General features: G+C 39.2%; 18 protein-coding genes. 10 read left to right on the forward strand and 8 right to left on the reverse strand.

Annotation, left to right across the window (positions count from 1 at the left end; all coding sequences use genetic code 11):
• The first annotated feature begins 35 nt into the window (after positions 1-35).
• Positions 36-770 (forward strand): dienelactone hydrolase family protein, encoded by a 735-nt coding sequence (locus CWB65_RS02055; protein ID WP_138739772.1) that lies wholly within the window; start codon positions 36-38, stop codon positions 768-770.
• Between the two features lie 19 nt (positions 771-789).
• Here CWB65_RS02055 and CWB65_RS02060 read toward each other — a convergent pair whose 3' ends face one another.
• Positions 790-1,713 carry a LysR family transcriptional regulator gene (locus CWB65_RS02060; protein ID WP_008132284.1) on the reverse strand — a complete coding sequence of 308 codons (924 nt, stop codon included), beginning with the start codon at positions 1,711-1,713 and terminating at the stop codon, positions 790-792.
• Between the two features lie 165 nt (positions 1,714-1,878).
• On the opposite strand from CWB65_RS02060, the gene CWB65_RS02065 reads away from it, so the two are divergent.
• The 5 genes from CWB65_RS02065 to CWB65_RS02085 all read left to right on the forward strand — a co-directional run bounded on the left by CWB65_RS02065 (position 1,879) and on the right by CWB65_RS02085 (position 7,219).
• Positions 1,879-2,562: a type 1 glutamine amidotransferase domain-containing protein gene (locus CWB65_RS02065; protein ID WP_006791436.1), complete on the forward strand. Its 684-nt coding sequence runs from the start codon at positions 1,879-1,881 to the stop codon at positions 2,560-2,562.
• Positions 2,563-2,692: 130 nt separating this feature from the next.
• Positions 2,693-3,274: a rhomboid family intramembrane serine protease gene (locus CWB65_RS02070; RefSeq protein ID WP_008132289.1), complete on the forward strand. Its 582-nt coding sequence runs from the start codon at positions 2,693-2,695 to the stop codon at positions 3,272-3,274.
• A gap of 41 nt (positions 3,275-3,315) precedes the next feature.
• A complete protein-coding gene (yghU, locus tag CWB65_RS02075; RefSeq protein ID WP_008132291.1) occupies positions 3,316-4,158 on the forward strand; it encodes a glutathione-dependent disulfide-bond oxidoreductase in 843 nt (280 codons plus the stop codon).
• A 159-nt stretch (positions 4,159-4,317) separates the two neighbouring features.
• Positions 4,318-5,619, forward strand: a complete 1,302-nt coding sequence (locus tag CWB65_RS02080) for an MFS transporter (protein ID WP_008132293.1) — start codon at positions 4,318-4,320, stop codon at positions 5,617-5,619.
• Positions 5,620-5,842: 223 nt separating this feature from the next.
• Complete coding sequence (locus CWB65_RS02085; RefSeq protein ID WP_138739773.1) at positions 5,843-7,219, forward strand: FG-GAP repeat domain-containing protein; 1,377 nt, start codon at positions 5,843-5,845, stop codon at positions 7,217-7,219.
• A 57-nt stretch (positions 7,220-7,276) separates the two neighbouring features.
• Here CWB65_RS02085 and CWB65_RS02090 read toward each other — a convergent pair whose 3' ends face one another.
• Both CWB65_RS02090 and CWB65_RS02095 read right to left on the reverse strand, forming a co-directional pair.
• Positions 7,277-7,732, reverse strand: coding sequence for a hypothetical protein (locus CWB65_RS02090; RefSeq protein WP_008132298.1), 456 nt, complete (start codon positions 7,730-7,732; stop codon positions 7,277-7,279).
• A 12-nt stretch (positions 7,733-7,744) separates the two neighbouring features.
• Entirely contained in the window at positions 7,745-8,020 is a 276-nt protein-coding gene (locus CWB65_RS02095) for an EF-hand domain-containing protein (RefSeq protein ID WP_008132299.1), read from the reverse strand.
• A 292-nt stretch (positions 8,021-8,312) separates the two neighbouring features.
• On the opposite strand from CWB65_RS02095, the gene CWB65_RS02100 reads away from it, so the two are divergent.
• Entirely contained in the window at positions 8,313-9,167 is an 855-nt protein-coding gene (locus tag CWB65_RS02100; RefSeq protein WP_008132303.1) for a PA4780 family RIO1-like protein kinase, read from the forward strand.
• 33 nt (positions 9,168-9,200) lie between these two features.
• On the opposite strand, the gene CWB65_RS02105 is transcribed toward CWB65_RS02100, so the two are convergent.
• From CWB65_RS02105 to CWB65_RS02120, 4 genes are all read right to left on the reverse strand, one after another.
• On the reverse strand, positions 9,201-9,872 hold the full coding sequence (locus tag CWB65_RS02105) for a response regulator (protein WP_138739774.1): 672 nt from the start codon (positions 9,870-9,872) through the stop codon (positions 9,201-9,203).
• A 74-nt stretch (positions 9,873-9,946) separates the two neighbouring features.
• The gene (locus CWB65_RS02110; RefSeq protein WP_138739775.1) at positions 9,947-11,389 is read right to left on the reverse strand and encodes an ATP-binding protein; all 1,443 of its coding nucleotides are present in this window, start codon (positions 11,387-11,389) and stop codon (positions 9,947-9,949) included.
• 141 nt (positions 11,390-11,530) lie between these two features.
• Positions 11,531-13,456 (reverse strand): alpha/beta hydrolase family protein, encoded by a 1,926-nt coding sequence (locus CWB65_RS02115; RefSeq protein WP_138739776.1) that lies wholly within the window; start codon positions 13,454-13,456, stop codon positions 11,531-11,533.
• Between the two features lie 43 nt (positions 13,457-13,499).
• The gene (locus CWB65_RS02120; RefSeq protein WP_138739777.1) at positions 13,500-14,108 is read right to left on the reverse strand and encodes a flavin reductase family protein; all 609 of its coding nucleotides are present in this window, start codon (positions 14,106-14,108) and stop codon (positions 13,500-13,502) included.
• 184 nt (positions 14,109-14,292) lie between these two features.
• Here CWB65_RS02120 and CWB65_RS02125 point away from each other — a divergent pair, with 184 nt between their 5' ends.
• The 3 genes from CWB65_RS02125 (at position 14,293) to CWB65_RS02135 (ending at position 16,525) form a co-directional block, all read left to right on the forward strand.
• Entirely contained in the window at positions 14,293-15,822 is a 1,530-nt protein-coding gene (locus CWB65_RS02125) for a cryptochrome/deoxyribodipyrimidine photo-lyase family protein (protein ID WP_138739778.1), read from the forward strand.
• A 2-nt stretch (positions 15,823-15,824) separates the two neighbouring features.
• Complete coding sequence (locus tag CWB65_RS02130; protein ID WP_006791449.1) at positions 15,825-15,962, forward strand: DUF2256 domain-containing protein; 138 nt, start codon at positions 15,825-15,827, stop codon at positions 15,960-15,962.
• 125 nt (positions 15,963-16,087) lie between these two features.
• Complete coding sequence (locus tag CWB65_RS02135; protein WP_138739803.1) at positions 16,088-16,525, forward strand: OsmC family protein; 438 nt, start codon at positions 16,088-16,090, stop codon at positions 16,523-16,525.
• A 69-nt stretch (positions 16,526-16,594) separates the two neighbouring features.
• On the opposite strand, the gene CWB65_RS02140 is transcribed toward CWB65_RS02135, so the two are convergent.
• Positions 16,595-16,774 (reverse strand): 2TM domain-containing protein, encoded by a 180-nt coding sequence (locus CWB65_RS02140; protein ID WP_138739779.1) that lies wholly within the window; start codon positions 16,772-16,774, stop codon positions 16,595-16,597.
• Between the last annotated feature and the right edge of the window lie 128 nt (positions 16,775-16,902).

Consider the following 16,902-nt stretch of genomic DNA (forward strand, 5'->3'; position numbering starts at 1 on the left):
AAGAAATTACCAAACCTTTTTAACTGAGCGCTTTTATGATCATCCAACAACATAATACCGACTTAACAACGCCAACAGGCCTAATGCGAACCACAGTGTATCGTCCACAAGCCGATGGGCAGTTTCCTGCCATTGTTTTTTATTCTGAGATTTTTCAGCAAACGGCTCCTATTGCTCGAAGTGCCGCACTTTTGGCAAGCCATGGTTTTGTTGTACTCGTGCCTGAGGTATTTCATGAGTTAAACCCTATCGGAACTGTACTTGCTTACGATGATGCAGGTAAAGACAAAGGCAATGCGGATAAGTGGAAAAAACCGCTTGAGCATCACGATAGCGACACACAAACATTAATCGATTTTGTAAAATCGCAGCAGTATTGCTCAGGTTCAGTGGGGGCGATGGGTGTATGTATTGGCGGACATTTAGCTTATAGAGCTGCACTTAATCCCCAAATTAAAGCAGCGTTTTGCTTATACGCAACGGATATTCACAGCAATACATTACCAGCTCAAGAAGGAAACAATTCATTTGAGCGCATGGCCGATATACAAGGTGAAATACATTTTATTTGGGGTAAACAAGACCCTCATGTACCACAAGAAGGACGCAGTAAAATTTATCAGCAATGTGTAACGACAGGCATTAACTACCAGTGGCAAGAAGTTAACGCGCAACATGCCTTTATACGTGATGAAGGTGAGCGATACGACGGTGCATTGGCAATCGCAATGTACCAACAAGCCGTGACGCTATTTAATCGCACTTTATAAACACTTAAAAAACGTCTTACTAAGTACTTTTCAGCATACCCAGCGCGGTATGCTGCTTTACAAAGTACGCTTTTAAATAATCAATAAATAACCTAAGTTTTTTAGAGCCTGTAGCACCTGGCGGAAACACCCCGTAAAGCTCAATATCTTTAGTTTTGTAATCGTCTAATATGATCTCTAGTAGCCCAGCTTGCACCTTTGGCCAGGCATCATATAAGGGAATACGGCCAAGACCATGCCCTGCCTCTACAAATGCCGTGCGTGCTGCCGCATTATTTGTGCTTAAACCACCTTGCATTGTAATGTCGTGCTTTTTACCATCTTTTTGTAGCGTTAAAGTTTTACTCCCCAACTGATACACAACCCATTTATGCGCTTTTAAATCAGCTGGCGTTTTAGGTTTACCAAAATAGTTAAAGTAATCTGAAGAGCCACAAATACAGGTACTCATTGTGGTCAGTTTTGTCGCTTGTAAGTTTGAGTCACTTAACGCAACACCACGAATGGCAATATCAAAACCATTTTTTATTATATCTACTACGTCGTCGGTTAGCTGTAGGTCGATTTCAATTTTTGGATATTGGCGCTTAAACGTATTTATAGCGGGTACAATCAATTGCATACCCACATTAACGGGGCAACTCACTTTAAGTAAACCTTGCGGCTCGCTTTTTATATTCTCTATTTGTTGATTAGCGGCATTGGCTTGCTCAGTAATAACGCGACAACGCTCGTAGTACGCTATACCGGCCTCTGTAAGTGTCATTGTGCGAGTAGAGCGGTTTAAAAGTGTAACTTCAAGCTGGGTTTCTAATTTTTTTAAGTGATAGCTTGCCACAGCGCGTGTTAAACCTAATTGCTTAGCGGCGGCTGTTAAACTTCCCTGCTCTACAATTTGTGCAAACACCACCATACTTTTTAATTGCTCGAATGACACTTTCATGGCTTTTCCGCCTAGTTAAAATTCAACCCATTCATTGTATCAATTATTAAACCAATAAAGTCAAATTTATCATCGTTGTTTAAAGTAATTTAAATGCATATAGTAATAATACGAGTTTGGTGAATACCAAATACTAATTAACTCAATTATCGAAGGAATATAGTTATGGCTAAAAAAATACTTATGGTACTTACTTCACATGCGGATCTTGGTAACACAGGTGAAAAAACCGGTTTTTGGGTTGAAGAATTTGCAGCACCTTACTATGCATTTGTTGATGCTGGCGCTGAAGTGACACTTGCATCTCCTGCTGGTGGCCAACCGCCAATTGACCCTACAAGCACACTTGCTGATTTTCAAACCGATGCAACTAAACGTTACGATGCAGACAGCGCAGCACAAGCGCTAATGGCCAACACACATGCACTAAGCGAAGTAAACTCAAGTGATTACGACGCAGTATTTTACCCTGGCGGCCACGGCCCATTATGGGATTTAGTAGATAACACCGATTCTGTATCACTAATTGAAAGTTTTGTTAAAGAAGAAAAACCAGTTGCTGGCGTTTGTCACGCAAGTGCTGTGTTTTTAAATGTTAAAGATGCAGACGGCAACGCATTGGTAGCAGGTAAAAAAGTAACTGGTTTCACCAACAGTGAAGAAGAAGCTGTACAACTGACCGACGTAGTTCCTTTTTTAGTGGAAGACGAGCTAATCAAAAAAGGTGGCGATTACCAAAAAACTGAAGATTGGGGTGTACTTGCCCTAGAAGACGGTTTGCTGATTACGGGTCAAAACCCTGCAAGCTCAGAGCTTGCTGCTAAAAAACTATTAACTAAATTGGGTTAATAGCATTTAAATACTAAAGGCCAACGCGGCCTTAATTAAGCACAGCATTTGAGCTGTGCTTTTTATTTGCTTTTCATTACCAAATACAATTCCTATACTGGCAACTGTTTAAGGTCAATTAGGGAAATTTATGACAACCAAGCCTACGTCTCTGTCATTACTAACAACGACTCGCTTTGCTATATTTAGCATTGTCGCTGCTTGCTTTGTACTTCAAGTTATTAATAGCCTTCCTGGTATAAACCTTAATGGTTTAGGTATTTACCCGCGCAGCATACAAGGTTTAATAGGCATACTTTGCGCTCCCTTTTTACACGGTAGCTGGTGGCACTTTGCCAGTAACATGCTGCCTTTTGCGGTGCTCAGCTGGCTCATTTGTCAATACAGTGTTAAACGGTTCTACTCTGTATTTATTTTCACCGCACTTTTGGGCGGGTTATTAGTTTGGGCATTTGGCCGTAGTAGCCTTCATGTTGGTTTGAGCGGCGTAATATACGGGTTGTGGGGTTTTATTCTCTGCTATGGCGTGGTCAGGCGTTCGCTAAAATCAATCGTAATCGCTATCGTTGTTGCCATACTTTATAGCGGATTTATTTGGGGCGTATTGCCGCAACGCTTTCATATTTCGTTTGAAAGCCACTTATTCGGAGCCCTAAGCGGGTTGTTTTTAGGTTATAAATTAGCAAAAGCAGATAGACAAAAAGGTTTATAAAAAACTATTTTAAGTGAATCAATCTAACAGTGAGGTTATTTATGAGCGATACAAACAATTACACACCAGCCAAAGTGTGGACGTGGGAAAGTGAAAGTGGCGGTAAGTTTGCCAGTATTAATAGACCCATAGCTGGGGCAACTCATGACAAAACCTTGCCTATTGGCGAGCATTCATTTCAACTGTACTCGCTGGCAACGCCTAATGGCCAAAAAGCCGCTATTATGTTTGAAGAACTTTTAGAGCTTGGCCTTAATGATGCGCAATACGATGCTTATCTAATTAATATTGGCGAGGGAGATCAGTTTGGTTCTGACTTTGTTGATATTAATCCAAACTCAAAAATTCCTGCGTTACTCGATCACTCAACAACACCGCCAACTCGTGTATTTGAGTCTGGCTCTATTTTACAATATTTAGGTGAAAAGTTTGACGCACTTATACCCAAAAGCCTTGTAGCAAAAACCGAGTGCCGTAACTGGTTATTTTGGCAAATGGGCTCTGCACCCTACTTAGGTGGCGGTTTTGGCCACTTTTATAGCTATGCGCCAAGTAAAATGCAATACCCCATTGACCGCTTTACTATGGAAACCAAACGCCAACTCGATGTACTTAATCAGCATTTAAGCAATAACGACTATATGGCAGGTGATGAATATTCAATTGCCGACATTGCTATTTGGCCTTGGTATGGCTCACTTGTTTTAGGCGACTTGTACGATGCTGCTGAGTTTTTAGACGTTGCCTCTTATACGCATGTTGTTAGATGGGCCAAACAAATTGCTGAGCGTCCAGCGGTTAAAAGAGGTCGTCGTGTTAATCGCACATGGGGGCCCGAGGAAGAACAGTTAGCCGAGCGACATAGCGCAGACGACTTTAAATAAAGTACTAGAATGCATCAAAAAAGCCAGCTTAAATGCTGGTTTTTTATGTCCGCTATAAATATGGCGCTACTAAAATGATCACATTACCCTGCCTGAAAGTAGAATATTTAAACATATCAACCTAGTATAAATTTACTTACCTAAAAGCAGTGTAAAGCCGTGGTCAAACTAACAAAAGAGCAAATTTATAAGCGCCTTAACAATGAAGAAGATGCTAAAGCTTGCAAGGAAATTGATGAGTCTGCATGTAAAGAGGTGCCCGGTAACTTCATTACTTTATTACTAAGCCAGCTGTTTAGTAAGTTTGCAGACGCACTACTCAATCCCAAAGTTACGCTTCCCTGGTTAATGCATAGCTTAAACGTACCTGGCAGCTTTATAGCGTGGCTTGTGCCAATAAGGGAGTCTGGCTCTTTACTTCCGCAGTTGGCTATTGCCGATGTGATCCGCAAATTATCTGTTCGTAAATGGGTGTGGGTAATTGGCGCTATTGCGCAATCGATATGTATATTAGCCATGGTAGGCGTTGCTTTTGTATTAGAGGGAAAACAAGCAGGCTTCGCTATTTTAGGTTTGTTAATATTATTTAGTTTAGCACGAGGCTTTAATTCAGTAGCAGCAAAAGATGTACTGGGTAAAGTGATCCCCAAAAAACAGCGAGGCAATATTAGCGGCTTAGCGGCAAGTATTGCAGGTTTGGCAACCCTAACCTTTGGACTACTGATGTGGTTTTTTTCACAGCAGAAAGAACAAAACACAGTATTAATTGCCTTGGTATTGGGCGCAATAATGTGGATTGTGGCGGCCTTTTTTTATAGCCGCATAAATGAATACAAAGGGGCTACCGACGGTGGGAAAAACGGGCTACTGCATGCATTTACAAAACTTAAACTCCTTTACCAAGATAAGCAATTTGCCCACTTTGTTGTCACACGTGCTTTTTTATTGTGCTCAGCTTTAAGCGCGCCATTTTATATTATTTTAGCGAGTCGCCAATCGTTTGAGTTTTCGTTACTTGCAACATTTATTGCTGTATCGGGGTTAGCCAGTTTAGTGTCCGCGCCAATTTGGGGGCGATTAAGCGACCTATCAAGCCAACGAGTTTTAGTGCTTAGTGCCATGCTTGTAACTCTTAATGGCTTAACGGTATTTGTTATTGCAACGTGGTTTAACCATTTATTGAGTGCTTGGTGGCTGCTGCCTACGCTTTACTTTTTACTCTCTGTTGCTCACCAAGGTGTTCGCCTTGGCCGCAAAACGTATTTAGTCGATATGGCACAAGGAAACAAGCGCACCGACTATGTTGCAGTAAGTAACACGGTTATTGGCGTGCTTTTACTCCTGTTAGGCAGCATTGGATTACTTGAGAGCTTTTTATCTACCGCTGAACTTATTTTGCTCTACAGCCTGCTTGGTTTTTGTGGCGCCATTAGTGCATTATTTTTACCTAAAATAGAGTAACCCTAACCATATCAACTTGCACTAATACCTAAAACAGCTTACTTGATTAAACTGCACTGTGGACAATAAACCTATCTCTAGCAGATATGCTCAGCGCTTAGATTAATTAAGCTAACTAGCATAAACATTTTATTACAATTACTTACACCCTAACGTTAGTTTTTGCCGTAGGCTGAAAAGAGTTAAATATTCGCCTACTTAAAATTATACAAAGGGATTTACCATGTTAAAACCGTTTAGTGCATTACTTATATTGCTTGCACCTAGTACTTTATTAGCGCAAACCATGTCGATTAAAACCACTGAAGGGTTAGTAACAACCGACTCGACAACGTTATTTGCTTTTAACAAAGAGCTTAAGCAGCTAGAACGCATTGATTTACTATCAGCGCAAAACTCTCAGCTCGTTCTGCCTGACAATGCAATTGGTTTTGACGTGGCAACACTTGCTAATACAAATGATAAGCAAGCGCTTGTGGTAGCTAGCGATGGCATTTACAAAGCGGATAAAGAAAAACCTTCACTTTTATTTGCATATACATCAGTAATAAACCAGTTAGAAGTAACAGAGTTTGAAAAAATAAACTTTATCATTGATGCCAACAAAGATGGCCTGAGTGATATTTTGCTCCCAGACTTAAACCAAACAACCCTTTATATTCAAACTAACAACGGCCAATTTACCCCTCATACTTTTGAAAAAAAGACGCAGTTTACTGGTGATTTTTCAAAAGATGGTCTCACCCTTGAAGTTGATATTAATAACCAACCTACAATTACGGATTTTAATCACGACGGCCTAAATGACTTAGTGTTTTTAAATAAAAAAGGCGCCAATGTGCTTTACGCAAATACTAATGGTTACAACAAAGCCATGGCTGACGTTAATTTTAATATTGAGTTGGGCGAGCTTAGTAACGGTGAAAAACGCAAAATAAAGCAGCTTCTTGATATAAATAACGATGGCTATTTAGACTTTATTACCAAGCAATATAAGCCAGTGGAAGGTATGGATTCGCTCGATATTGACATAGCGCATAACCTTTATTTGGGTAATAAAACAGGGTTTAGTCAAACACCTATTAAATTGTTAAATACCAGCGGCCCTAGTCAGCTTGTATTTGAAACAGACTTTAATAACGATGGCTTAATAGACCTGCAAACAATGGACTTAGACATTGGCCTTGGCACTATTGCCTCTATGGCTATGGGCGGTGGTAAAACTGACGTAGATGTAGAAATGAATATTTATAAGCAACAAACCGATGGCTCATTTGCTAGTAAATCAAGTATAGAAATTGACCTTGAGATGGAAATAAATATGAGCAATGGCGATGCAACCCCACCCTTATACATAGGCGATATAAACGGGGATGACAAAACTGATGCGGTATATAAATACAGCAAAAAAACGCTCTATGTTTACTACGGCGAAGAGGACAATTTGCTTAACAAAAAGCGTAAAAAAATAAAATTAACCCTACCTAAAAAAAGTAAAGATATTTTGTTAGTTGACATTAACCAAGACGGTAAAAAAGACTTTGTATTTAAATTTACCGAAGAAGATGGCACCAGTAAAATTAAAACCCGCTTAAACTAACCACCTACACAAAAAGCCCAGTATTACTGGGCTTTTAATGTCAGCTTTTACACATACTTACGCTTTAATACTGAGTAACGAATCAGATTCAGACAAGCCAAACTTTTCTTGAACAGCCGATAGTATAGCGTCTTTATCTTCATCGTTTATTTGGCTTGAATACTGCTCGAGTAATTCATCAAGGTAACTTACTACATCTTCTGTATTAACTTGCTCTAGTGAATTTTGTGGCGGTGGAGGCGGTCTTTGCCCTTCAGGTCGGCCAGCATCACCAATACTTTTAGCATCAAATTCAAGCTCGCTCATTAATTCTGCCAGCTCTTTAGTGGGTGAAATACCCTGCTCTTCAAACGCAGCTTGAATGCTCTTTGCATCTTCAGAGGTTAAGTTTTCGGGATCAAATTGCGCTAGCGTTTCTTTTACAAAATCACTTTGTTCTGATGTTAGCGATACTGCTTGGCTTTTTTGCTGCGGCATAAAATTAGTAGCGTTATTGTTTATTGAATTGATCATGTTAGTTTCCTTTCAACGTTCACGACGAGGCGGTTTATGTTCACTTAATTCTTGCTCGCTGATTTCCCCATTACCGTCAGCATCAATTTCATCAAAAATAGTCTGTGCGTCACCGTGAGGTGGCTTTTTAGTATTAAATTCATCAAAACTAATTGCACCATTGCCATCGGTGTCGAGAGTTGAAAAGTCTGGCTTAGGCGGTTTGTTATTACTTCCTTTTGCAGCAATATTGGCCGAAAAAACAATGCTAAGTAATACAATCATTGCCGTTGATGTTAAATGCTTCATAGTAATAACCTTATATTTAGGGCGTGTTGATACCGTAAACTTACACCTTAAAAACGCAAAAAATGTGCAAATAATAAGGAAGTATTAAATAATTTAAAAAATTGATGTGTTCTAGGGCGTTCTGGTTGCTCAATTTACAATCAGCAGATAAGCTAACGCAAGCATGTGTAAATGCGCGTAATACTGCCCTTAATTCTCAAAGCTGATATACTGCTTGAGCATATAAAACAACTAATTACAGAGCACTTTCTTAAATAATGATTAATAACCAACTCCACTTAGCAGGCAAGCTGTGAAAACACCAAAACGCTTACAACCCCTTATCGATGACGGTTTAATTGACGAAGTACTTAGCCGACTAATGAGCGGTAAAGAAGCCGATGTATTTGTAGTTCGCTGTGGTGAACACATTCGGTGTGCAAAGGTTTATAAAGATGCTGTTAAACGCAGTTTTAAAAAAGCCGCACAATACCAAGAAGGCCGAAAAGTTCGCGGTGGTCGCCAAGCTCGCGCAATGGGAAAACGCTCAAGTTACGGGCGCCAGTTAGAAGAAGAGATTTGGCAAAATGCTGAGGTTGATGCTCTTTCTCGTTTAGCTAGAGCCGGTGTGCGTGTACCCGATACATATTTTTGTGTTGATGGTGTTTTACTTATGGAGCTTGTGTCTGACAGCGAAGGCGATGTTGCGCCGCAGCTAGGCCATGTAAGTATGAGTAAAGAGGAAGCTATAAAACAACATACACTGATGATGCATTACATTATGCTTATGCTGTGCGCGGGTATTATTCATGGAGACTTATCAGAGTTTAACGTGCTTGTTGACGATAAAGGCCCTGTGATTATTGATTTACCGCAAGCTGTAAATGCGTCTGCTAACAATAGCGCTGAAGCCATGTTTGCTCGTGACGTAAACAACATGCGTCGTTACTATAGTGAGTTTGCACCTGAGTTGTTAAATACCCAATACGCTAAAGAAATGTGGGCGCTATTTGAAGAGGCAAAACTTACACCTAATTCTATACTCACCGGTGAATTTGAAGATGACAGCGAAGAAGCAGACGTTGATTCAGTACTAGACGAGATACAAGCTGCAGCCGATGAAGAGCAAGAGCGACTAGCGCGCATTAACTTTTCAGACGAAGAATAAAACGCCAACGTTTTTGTTAATCGCTTTGTTCCCTTATTGCGGGTGTACAAAGCGATAACCTACCCCATAAACAGATTGAATCACACTCTCTGTTTTAGTTAATTCATCCAGCTTTTTACGCAATTTTTTTATGTGCCTGTCAATCGTTCTATGACTCACAATACGCTGATCGGTGTACATGGTATCCATTAAGCTATCTCGTGAATAAATTCTACTCGGGTTATTAAACAAAGGTTTAAACAACTGAAACTCAAAGTTAGTTAGCTCGATGTCGTTATCTTGGTATTTTACTTTATAGGTGGTTTCATCTAATTGCATTACCGATGTTTGTACTGCTGAAACGTTGAGACGCCTTAAAATAGCTTTTACCCGCGCAACCAACTCTGCGTAACTAAACGGCTTACAAATATAATCATCTGCGCCTAACTCAAGCCCTAGCAAGCGATCTATTTCTTCCACTTTGGCCGATACCATAATAATAGGCACATTGGAAAAACGCCTAATCGCTTTACATAATTCGATTCCGCTTTGACCTGGTAACATTACGTCTAGCAAAATAAGACTTGGCCTATTAATTTCAAGCCATGGAAGTACGTCATTCCCATGGTGTATTTGATGAGTATTAAAATGATGATTCATTAAAAAATCACTCATTAGATTAGATAGTTTTTCTTCATCTTCAACTATCAAAATGTGTTCACTCATTGGCACCTCTATTCGTAACGTAAATTCAAACCACTTAATAAAGTAGGCAATTTAAAGATTAGGTTTAAACATTGTTAAATGGTTGGCAGGCGTATAATAATAGCTAAACCACCTAGGTCCGCTTTTTCTGCGACTATCTCACCATTATGACCTTCAACTATATGTTTACAGATTGATAAACCAAGGCCTGAACCACCTTCTTGGCGGTTACGCGCACCGTCAACTCGATACAGGTATTCAAACAAATGCGCTAAATGTGAAGGCTCTACCCCAACTCCATTATCCTCAATACTCAGCTCAATAAATGACTGCCCTTTTTTACTTATGTTTTTAGCTGTTATTGAAATAGTCGTGCACTGAGCATAATGAACTGCATTCATTAAAATATTATCAAACAACTGCAGTAGCCGTGTTTTATCAGCCTCAACATTGGCGTATTGAGCACTATTTAATAGATAAAGTTTGATTGTATGCTGCTCAAATATAACCTGATATTTTTGCTCGATTGTATTTAACAGCATTGTTAAATCGGTTGGCTGCATGGTGTAGTGCATCCCCCCCAATTCGGCACTATTTAGCATATGTAAATCATCTATTAAGCGCTTTAAATGCATCGCCTCATCATTAGCTGAACTAATATTTTGGGTGTTAGGCTCACGTACCCCAAGTAACATTGCTTCAAGTTCACCCAGCAAAATACTCATTGGTGTTCTTAATTCGTGAGAAATATTAGCTAACCAGCGTTTACGTACTTGCTCATCTTTAGCTAGTGTAAAGGCCAGTGTATTAAAATCTTCACTTAATTGGCCTAATTCGTCTTTTCTATCAAGAGTCAGCTTAGTAGTGAAGTGACCTTGCGTAAGCTGATGCATCCCGGTTGCTATTTTTTTTACCGGACTTACTAAATGCCGTGATAGTAAAAAAGTTAACAGTAACGTAAATAAAGCAGCAGCTATAGCAATAAACCATAAGTAGTCTGTTTGCTGTTCTAAAAAATCAAGCTCGTAGCCATCAACCAAATTATCTCTTTTTGAAACAGCTAAATAACCAATGACTATATTGTTAACAGTAATTGGCGTATTGATATAGGTGAGTTCATCGAGATAACGCCCTCTTATCGGTTGCTTATTTTTATCAAGTAACGCGTAATGAGCAATATCGTTTGGTCTGGGAGGGCCTTTCATATCAAAGCGACCGCGTTCAGGTGGTGGTGGCCTCATTAACCGGCCTCTAGGACTTGGGCGTTCTGCAAATTCAGAAAATTGGCTGCTTTGTAACTCGGCTTCAACAAGGCGTCTAAAGCTTTTATTGTCACGGATGACTTCGTCCCACGAGGCACTGCTTTCATATTGCTTTGCGAGCTTTGTTACAAGCGGCTCAAGTGCTTTTATTTCTTTTGCATTCACATAATCAATAACACCTTGTCCTATGCTCCATTGTATAAGCACCACCAGCCCCGCAATAATGCTAAAGGTAAAGCTAAACAAAATTAAAAATAGTTTATTGTGAATTTTCATGGGGAAGCGTTCACCTTAAAATTAAACCGCCACTTATAACTTGGCCATATTTAAATAAGTTTAACAACTAAACGTGCAAACAATGTGCACCTACTTAAAAAAATTGTACAAAAAAGGCGACCTAAGTCGCCTTTGTATTGTTTAGTTTTTTAAATGTTTATCAAAAAAATCTAAAAAAGCCTGCAGCGTTTTAACTCGATGTGCCTGATGCGATAAATAATGATCGCCATCTTCTAACTCAATATAAGTAACGTCTTTATTTTCATCGTCTAATTCATCTTCCATTTCTCGGCTATGGTAAACAGGCACTACACTGTCATCGCTGCCATGAACCAATAATATAGGTCGGTTAATCTGCTTTGCATACGTTACAGGAGAGTTAGCTTCTAGCATATCGTCGTCTGTACCAAACTGCTTTCTGACTATTTCTTTATTGGTAAAGTAACGCGCTTTAAAAACAAGGTGTTCTAAATCACTTACGCCTGCAAAACTAGCAGCACATTTAAATGTTTCAGGGTGCTTAACAACCGCCATTAACGCTGCATAACCACCATAACTTGCGCCACCAATACAAATTTTTTCAGGTTGTGCAATACCTTGTTCAATAAGCCAATTGGCGCCATCTTGTAAATCGTCTTGCATGGCTAAACCAAAACCCTGAATCGATTGCATTAAAAACTCATAACCATATCCGCTTGAGCCTCTAAAGTTTGGCTGTAATACAGCGTAACCATGATAAGCCAATAATGCAGTCCAATAATCAAAGTTAGCGTAATCTCGCGCCATTGGACCACCATGCGGAAATATTATAGTGGGTAATTTGTCGCCTTTTTTATACCCTACTGGCAACGTTAAATAACCTTCAATGGTTAATCCATCTCGCGCTTTATAACTAATGCGTTCTTTGCCGTCGTATACTGTTTCATCAATTTGCGGATAGGCATCGGCAATGGCGCTGACCTGGTTTTTTGTTCTATCTCCTAATAAATAACTACCTGACGACTTTGCTGAACTAACGTAAAGTATGTATTTTTGTTGATCTTTAGTGGTGCTTAAAATATCAATATCGTAGTCGTCTTTAGGAAGCGATACTCTTAAAGAGCGGTGAAGTTTATCTAAATCAGCATCCCAGTAGTTTACCCCGTCCTCTATGTGAGAATCAGTAAACCCTGCAACCTCACCTGTTTTGCTAGAATAAAAAATAGAACCATCAAAGTCGTATTTATCATTGCTGTAAATTAACTCGCGCTCTTTGGTAGTTAGGTTAAGTCTAAACAATGCATCTCGCCCGTTGTGCAACGCCGAGATATATAAAAGGTTAGGGTTTTTATCAAACCCTAATATAGAAATACTTTGCTCACTAAATACTTCGTAATCAAATAACGTGTCCCAGTCTCCGGTCTCAGCATTAAGTAATTCATAAGTAAATTGTGTTTCGTCCATTTTTTTAGCGATTCGCACATTACCTTGCCTGTCGGCAAACCAATCTGTTACGTTATTGCGCTGTCTTTGTACTTTACTTTTGCGCAATGTATTAAGATCTAGCTCGTATACAGCAGGGTTATTTGGCACTGTAAAATCACCCTGTACCAAAATTTTATCTTCTTGTTCTGGTAGAAAGCTCACTATACGGTCTGCAAATTGTGGCTGACGCTCATCTCGAGAAGGGACAGCTCTAAACGCTAATTTAATCCCATCTTTATTTGTGAGATTGTACGAGTACAAAAGTGTAGATGTATATTTAGCCCCGCCAAATTGGTACTTAATAAACCTAGCACCCAGCAAAATAACGTTATCATTAGCCCAGCTATACCAATCAAAAAATACAGTGCGGTTGTCTGCATTTAAAATTGCTTTTGTATCTCCTGTTTTGAGATTTTTAACCATTAAAACTAAGGTGCCTTTGTGGTTTCGAACAAAGGAAAGGTTCTCACCATTGGGAGATAGTTTAATTTGGCTAAAGTCTTTTAAGCCCGCAAAGGCTTCTATCGGCAATTTTTTATCTTGTTCGGCGAGAGTATTAAAGCTAATAAGAGTGATCAATGCAGCAGCAATAAGTTTACGCATCAAAAGTCCTTTTATTTTTATGTTTTTAAATCAGGTCCGTATTCTATAACTGAGGGCGCTTAAGAACAAATTTATCTTTTGTCGTACTAAAGTAATCGCCACCCATTTTCCCTACAGCCTCTAATCGAGCAGGATCAATATAACCGTTTACTAATATTTCATCATCAACACATATACCAACAATATCCAATAACATCATTTTTCCGCCACCGGCTTTTTCTGAAACCGTAATTACATCACGCAAGGTACATTCATAGCGAACTTTAGAAGCCTCTACACTTGGCGGACTCACTAATAAACTTGGCGTCTGTTGTATATTTACCTCATCAAACTCGCTCACGTTATTGGGGTAATTGGCACAGCTTTGGTTCATTTGTTTAACTAAGTTATGGCTAACAATATTGACCACACACTCTTTAGTCGCCAGTAAATTAGTTAACGTGTCTTTGTTAGTGTGATCACGCGGATTTACCTGAGTAACACTTAATACAGGAGGATTACAGCTTGCTACGGTAAAAAATGAGTACGGAGCAATGTTCGCAATCCCTTTTTCGCTTAACGTGCTGATCCATGCAATGGGGCGCGGGCTTATACCGCCCACTAAATATGAATATACATTGTGATCAGCATTACTAGTTAAATCTAAAAACATATTTTTCCTTATTCTTATTAAAACTAAATCGCAATTTAAAACCTTTACGTACTAACAACTTTAACTTTTTATTTTATTGCGTTTTTTGTAGCAAACAGTACCTGTTAATGAAAATACAAACGCAATAAAACACCAAATAACGTGAACATTAATATACTAATTTAAGCTAAGAGTCGTAAATTAAATGCGTGAAAAAATAAATATAGTGTGGTTTAAACGCGATTTACGCTTAAGCGATCATCAGCCATTAAAAAGTGCGTTTGACACTGGCCTACCTACCTTACTAATTTACAACTTTGAACCACTTCTGCTGGAGGATGCTCATTATAATGAACGACACTGGCGCTTTGTGTATCAGTCTATTGTTGATTTAAACTCTCAATTAGCGCGCTTTAATGCAAAGGTGTATATATTTAAAGAGAACATGCAGACTCTGCTTCAAAAGCTTAATGAGCAGTTTGAAATATCAAATATTTTTAGCCACCAAGAAATAGGGCTAAATAATACCTTTGAACGCGATTTAGCAATTAAAGCTTGGTGCCACCATAACCATATTAACTGGCAAGAATCGCCAACAGGCGCTGTTATTCGTGGTAAAAAAAACCGTGACAATTGGAATGAACGCTGGCAAAAAACAATGCAGGCTCCGCTTGCTATACCCAATTGGAAGAAAGTTAATTCCGTCAAACTTAAAAATTATAAAAATCCAAAATTACCTGAAACTTACACTCAAGATGATGACAATTTTCAGCAGGGCGGCCCGCTTCATGCGAGAGAAGTTTTGCAAAGTTTTTTTACCCAACGCGGTAAAGGCTATCAAAAAGGAATATCTAGCCCTAGCTTAAGCCGCACCCATTGCTCTAGACTATCGCCATATTTAGCATGGGGAAATATAAGCCTTAGGCAAGTTTATCAAACTGCGATAGACGCTTATCATTCAAACCATCCTGATAAAAAAGGTTGGAAGCGCCCGCTTGCTGCTTTTGTATCTCGTTTGCATTGGCATTGCCACTTTATGCAAAAATTTGAAAGCGAATGCACTATGGAGTTTAAAGCATTAAACCCGGGCTATCATTCATTTCCGTATCGTACCGATAAACATGTAAAGCGTGACATTGAGCGCTGGGCGCAGGGGCAAACAGGCGTGCCTATAATAGATGCATGCATGCGCTGTTTAAAGACCACCGGTTATATTAACTTTAGAATGCGCGCTATGTTGGTGAGCTTTGTAACACACCATTTAAACATAAGCTGGCAGCAAGCAAGCTTTCCGTTAGCTAATTATTTTTTAGACTTTGAACCAGGTATTCATTATCCGCAAATTCAAATGCAGGCATCAGTTACGGGTATTAATACCATTCGCCATTACAACCCGATAAAACAATCGGAAGATCAGGATCCAACCGGCGCCTTTATAAAAAAGTGGTGCCCTGAACTTGAAAAGCTCCCTATTGAATACTTACACGAACCGTGGGAGCAAACACCAATGGAAGCGCTTTTTAACGATTTTAAACTGGGTGAAGATTACCCCGAGCCTATGCTTGATTTAACACTCGCCTCAAAAGACGCCCGCGAGCGATTATGGCAATACCGAGATCGTCCTGAAGTTAAACGTGCCATAGGAAAAATACTTAGAAAGCATGTTGCAATCACACCTAACACAAGCAAAGTAAAAAATAAAAACACCGCTAAAAATAACACTCAGGTTAAGTAACTATGGCGCATAAAAAACTAAACCTACCGCAAAAAATTTGCCCTATCTGTAATAAACCATTTGCGTGGCGTAAAAAATGGCAACGAGATTGGGACAATGTCATTTATTGCTCAGAGCGGTGTAAACGAAATAAAAAGTGATTACAATTTACTGGCGTCTATTTTGCAATATCATCTGAAATTAATGTTTTTTCGGTTTTATTTAAGCTTTTTGTAAATAACGCTTACCTAATCTGAAAAACTTACATTTAAACAAGGAGAAGATGATGACGATTAAAAAAACGGCAAACTCAAACTGGTCTGGCGATATTAAAACAGGCAAAGGCAGTATTTCAACGCAAAGTGGTGCACTTGATAAACAGCCGTACGGCTTTAATACCCGCTTTGAAGATGAGCCAGGCTCAAACCCTGAGGAGCTAGTAGGTGCCGCACACAGTGCCTGTTTTAGCATGGCGCTGTCGCTTGCATTAGGTGATGCTGGTTTTACAGCAGATAAAATTGATACCAAAGCAACGGTAAGCCTTGATGAAGTAGACGATGGCTTTGCAGTGACGCATATAGCACTTGAAGTAAAAGCACGTATTAGTGACATAGCTAATGAGCAGTTTCAGGCCTTATGTGAGCAAACTAAAAAAGGCTGCCCTATCTCAAAGCTGCTTAATACCGAAATTTCACTTAAAGCAACACTCGATAGCGCCTCATAACCGACTCATAGTTATTTTCAATAATATGCAACTTAAGCCAAGTAAGTTTTTTACTTGGCTTTGCATTCATTAGCCAACCCTTTTTGAGTTGTTTAAATCTGATAAATCGTTAAGTAGTGCAATCCCCATACCCAAAGCTGGCCATATTGCCCATAAATAATTTGGCGAGGTAATTAAATTAATGACTGTTAACAATGCTAATACAGCTAAATAGCGCTTTAGATTTTCAAAAAATGTTGATGTATTCATATTTACTCTCCTCTTTGTGTATAGGGTTATTTTTAAGCATAAACAAAACAAATACAGCTGTTAAAAGTCACTCAATATTATGACAAGTGTCATTAATTAGGGCTTACTTATTAGTTACTTATTACTAG

Origin of the sequence: Pseudoalteromonas sp. S554 (genome assembly GCF_005930865.1) — a bacterium.
GTDB lineage: Bacteria > Pseudomonadota > Gammaproteobacteria > Enterobacterales > Alteromonadaceae > Pseudoalteromonas > Pseudoalteromonas marina.

Bases quoted from the DNA above. Each gene is read 5' to 3' on its own strand.
- CWB65_RS02055 (WP_138739772.1), top strand. From the start codon at position 36: ATGATCATCCAACAACATAATACCGACTTAACAACGCCAACAGGCCTA.
- CWB65_RS02060 (WP_008132284.1), bottom strand. From the start codon at position 1,713: ATGAAAGTGTCATTCGAGCAATTAAAAAGTATGGTGGTGTTTGCACAA.
- CWB65_RS02065 (WP_006791436.1), top strand. From the start codon at position 1,879: ATGGCTAAAAAAATACTTATGGTACTTACTTCACATGCGGATCTTGGT.
- CWB65_RS02070 (WP_008132289.1), top strand. From the start codon at position 2,693: ATGACAACCAAGCCTACGTCTCTGTCATTACTAACAACGACTCGCTTT.
- yghU (WP_008132291.1), top strand. From the start codon at position 3,316: ATGAGCGATACAAACAATTACACACCAGCCAAAGTGTGGACGTGGGAA.
- CWB65_RS02085 (WP_138739773.1), top strand. From the start codon at position 5,843: ATGTTAAAACCGTTTAGTGCATTACTTATATTGCTTGCACCTAGTACT.
- CWB65_RS02090 (WP_008132298.1), bottom strand. From the start codon at position 7,732: ATGATCAATTCAATAAACAATAACGCTACTAATTTTATGCCGCAGCAA.
- CWB65_RS02095 (WP_008132299.1), bottom strand. From the start codon at position 8,020: ATGAAGCATTTAACATCAACGGCAATGATTGTATTACTTAGCATTGTT.
- CWB65_RS02105 (WP_138739774.1), bottom strand. From the start codon at position 9,872: ATGAGTGAACACATTTTGATAGTTGAAGATGAAGAAAAACTATCTAAT.
- CWB65_RS02110 (WP_138739775.1), bottom strand. From the start codon at position 11,389: ATGAAAATTCACAATAAACTATTTTTAATTTTGTTTAGCTTTACCTTT.
- CWB65_RS02115 (WP_138739776.1), bottom strand. From the start codon at position 13,456: ATGCGTAAACTTATTGCTGCTGCATTGATCACTCTTATTAGCTTTAAT.
- CWB65_RS02120 (WP_138739777.1), bottom strand. From the start codon at position 14,108: ATGTTTTTAGATTTAACTAGTAATGCTGATCACAATGTATATTCATAT.
- CWB65_RS02125 (WP_138739778.1), top strand. From the start codon at position 14,293: ATGCGTGAAAAAATAAATATAGTGTGGTTTAAACGCGATTTACGCTTA.
- CWB65_RS02130 (WP_006791449.1), top strand. From the start codon at position 15,825: ATGGCGCATAAAAAACTAAACCTACCGCAAAAAATTTGCCCTATCTGT.
- CWB65_RS02135 (WP_138739803.1), top strand. From the start codon at position 16,088: ATGACGATTAAAAAAACGGCAAACTCAAACTGGTCTGGCGATATTAAA.
- CWB65_RS02140 (WP_138739779.1), bottom strand. From the start codon at position 16,774: ATGAATACATCAACATTTTTTGAAAATCTAAAGCGCTATTTAGCTGTA.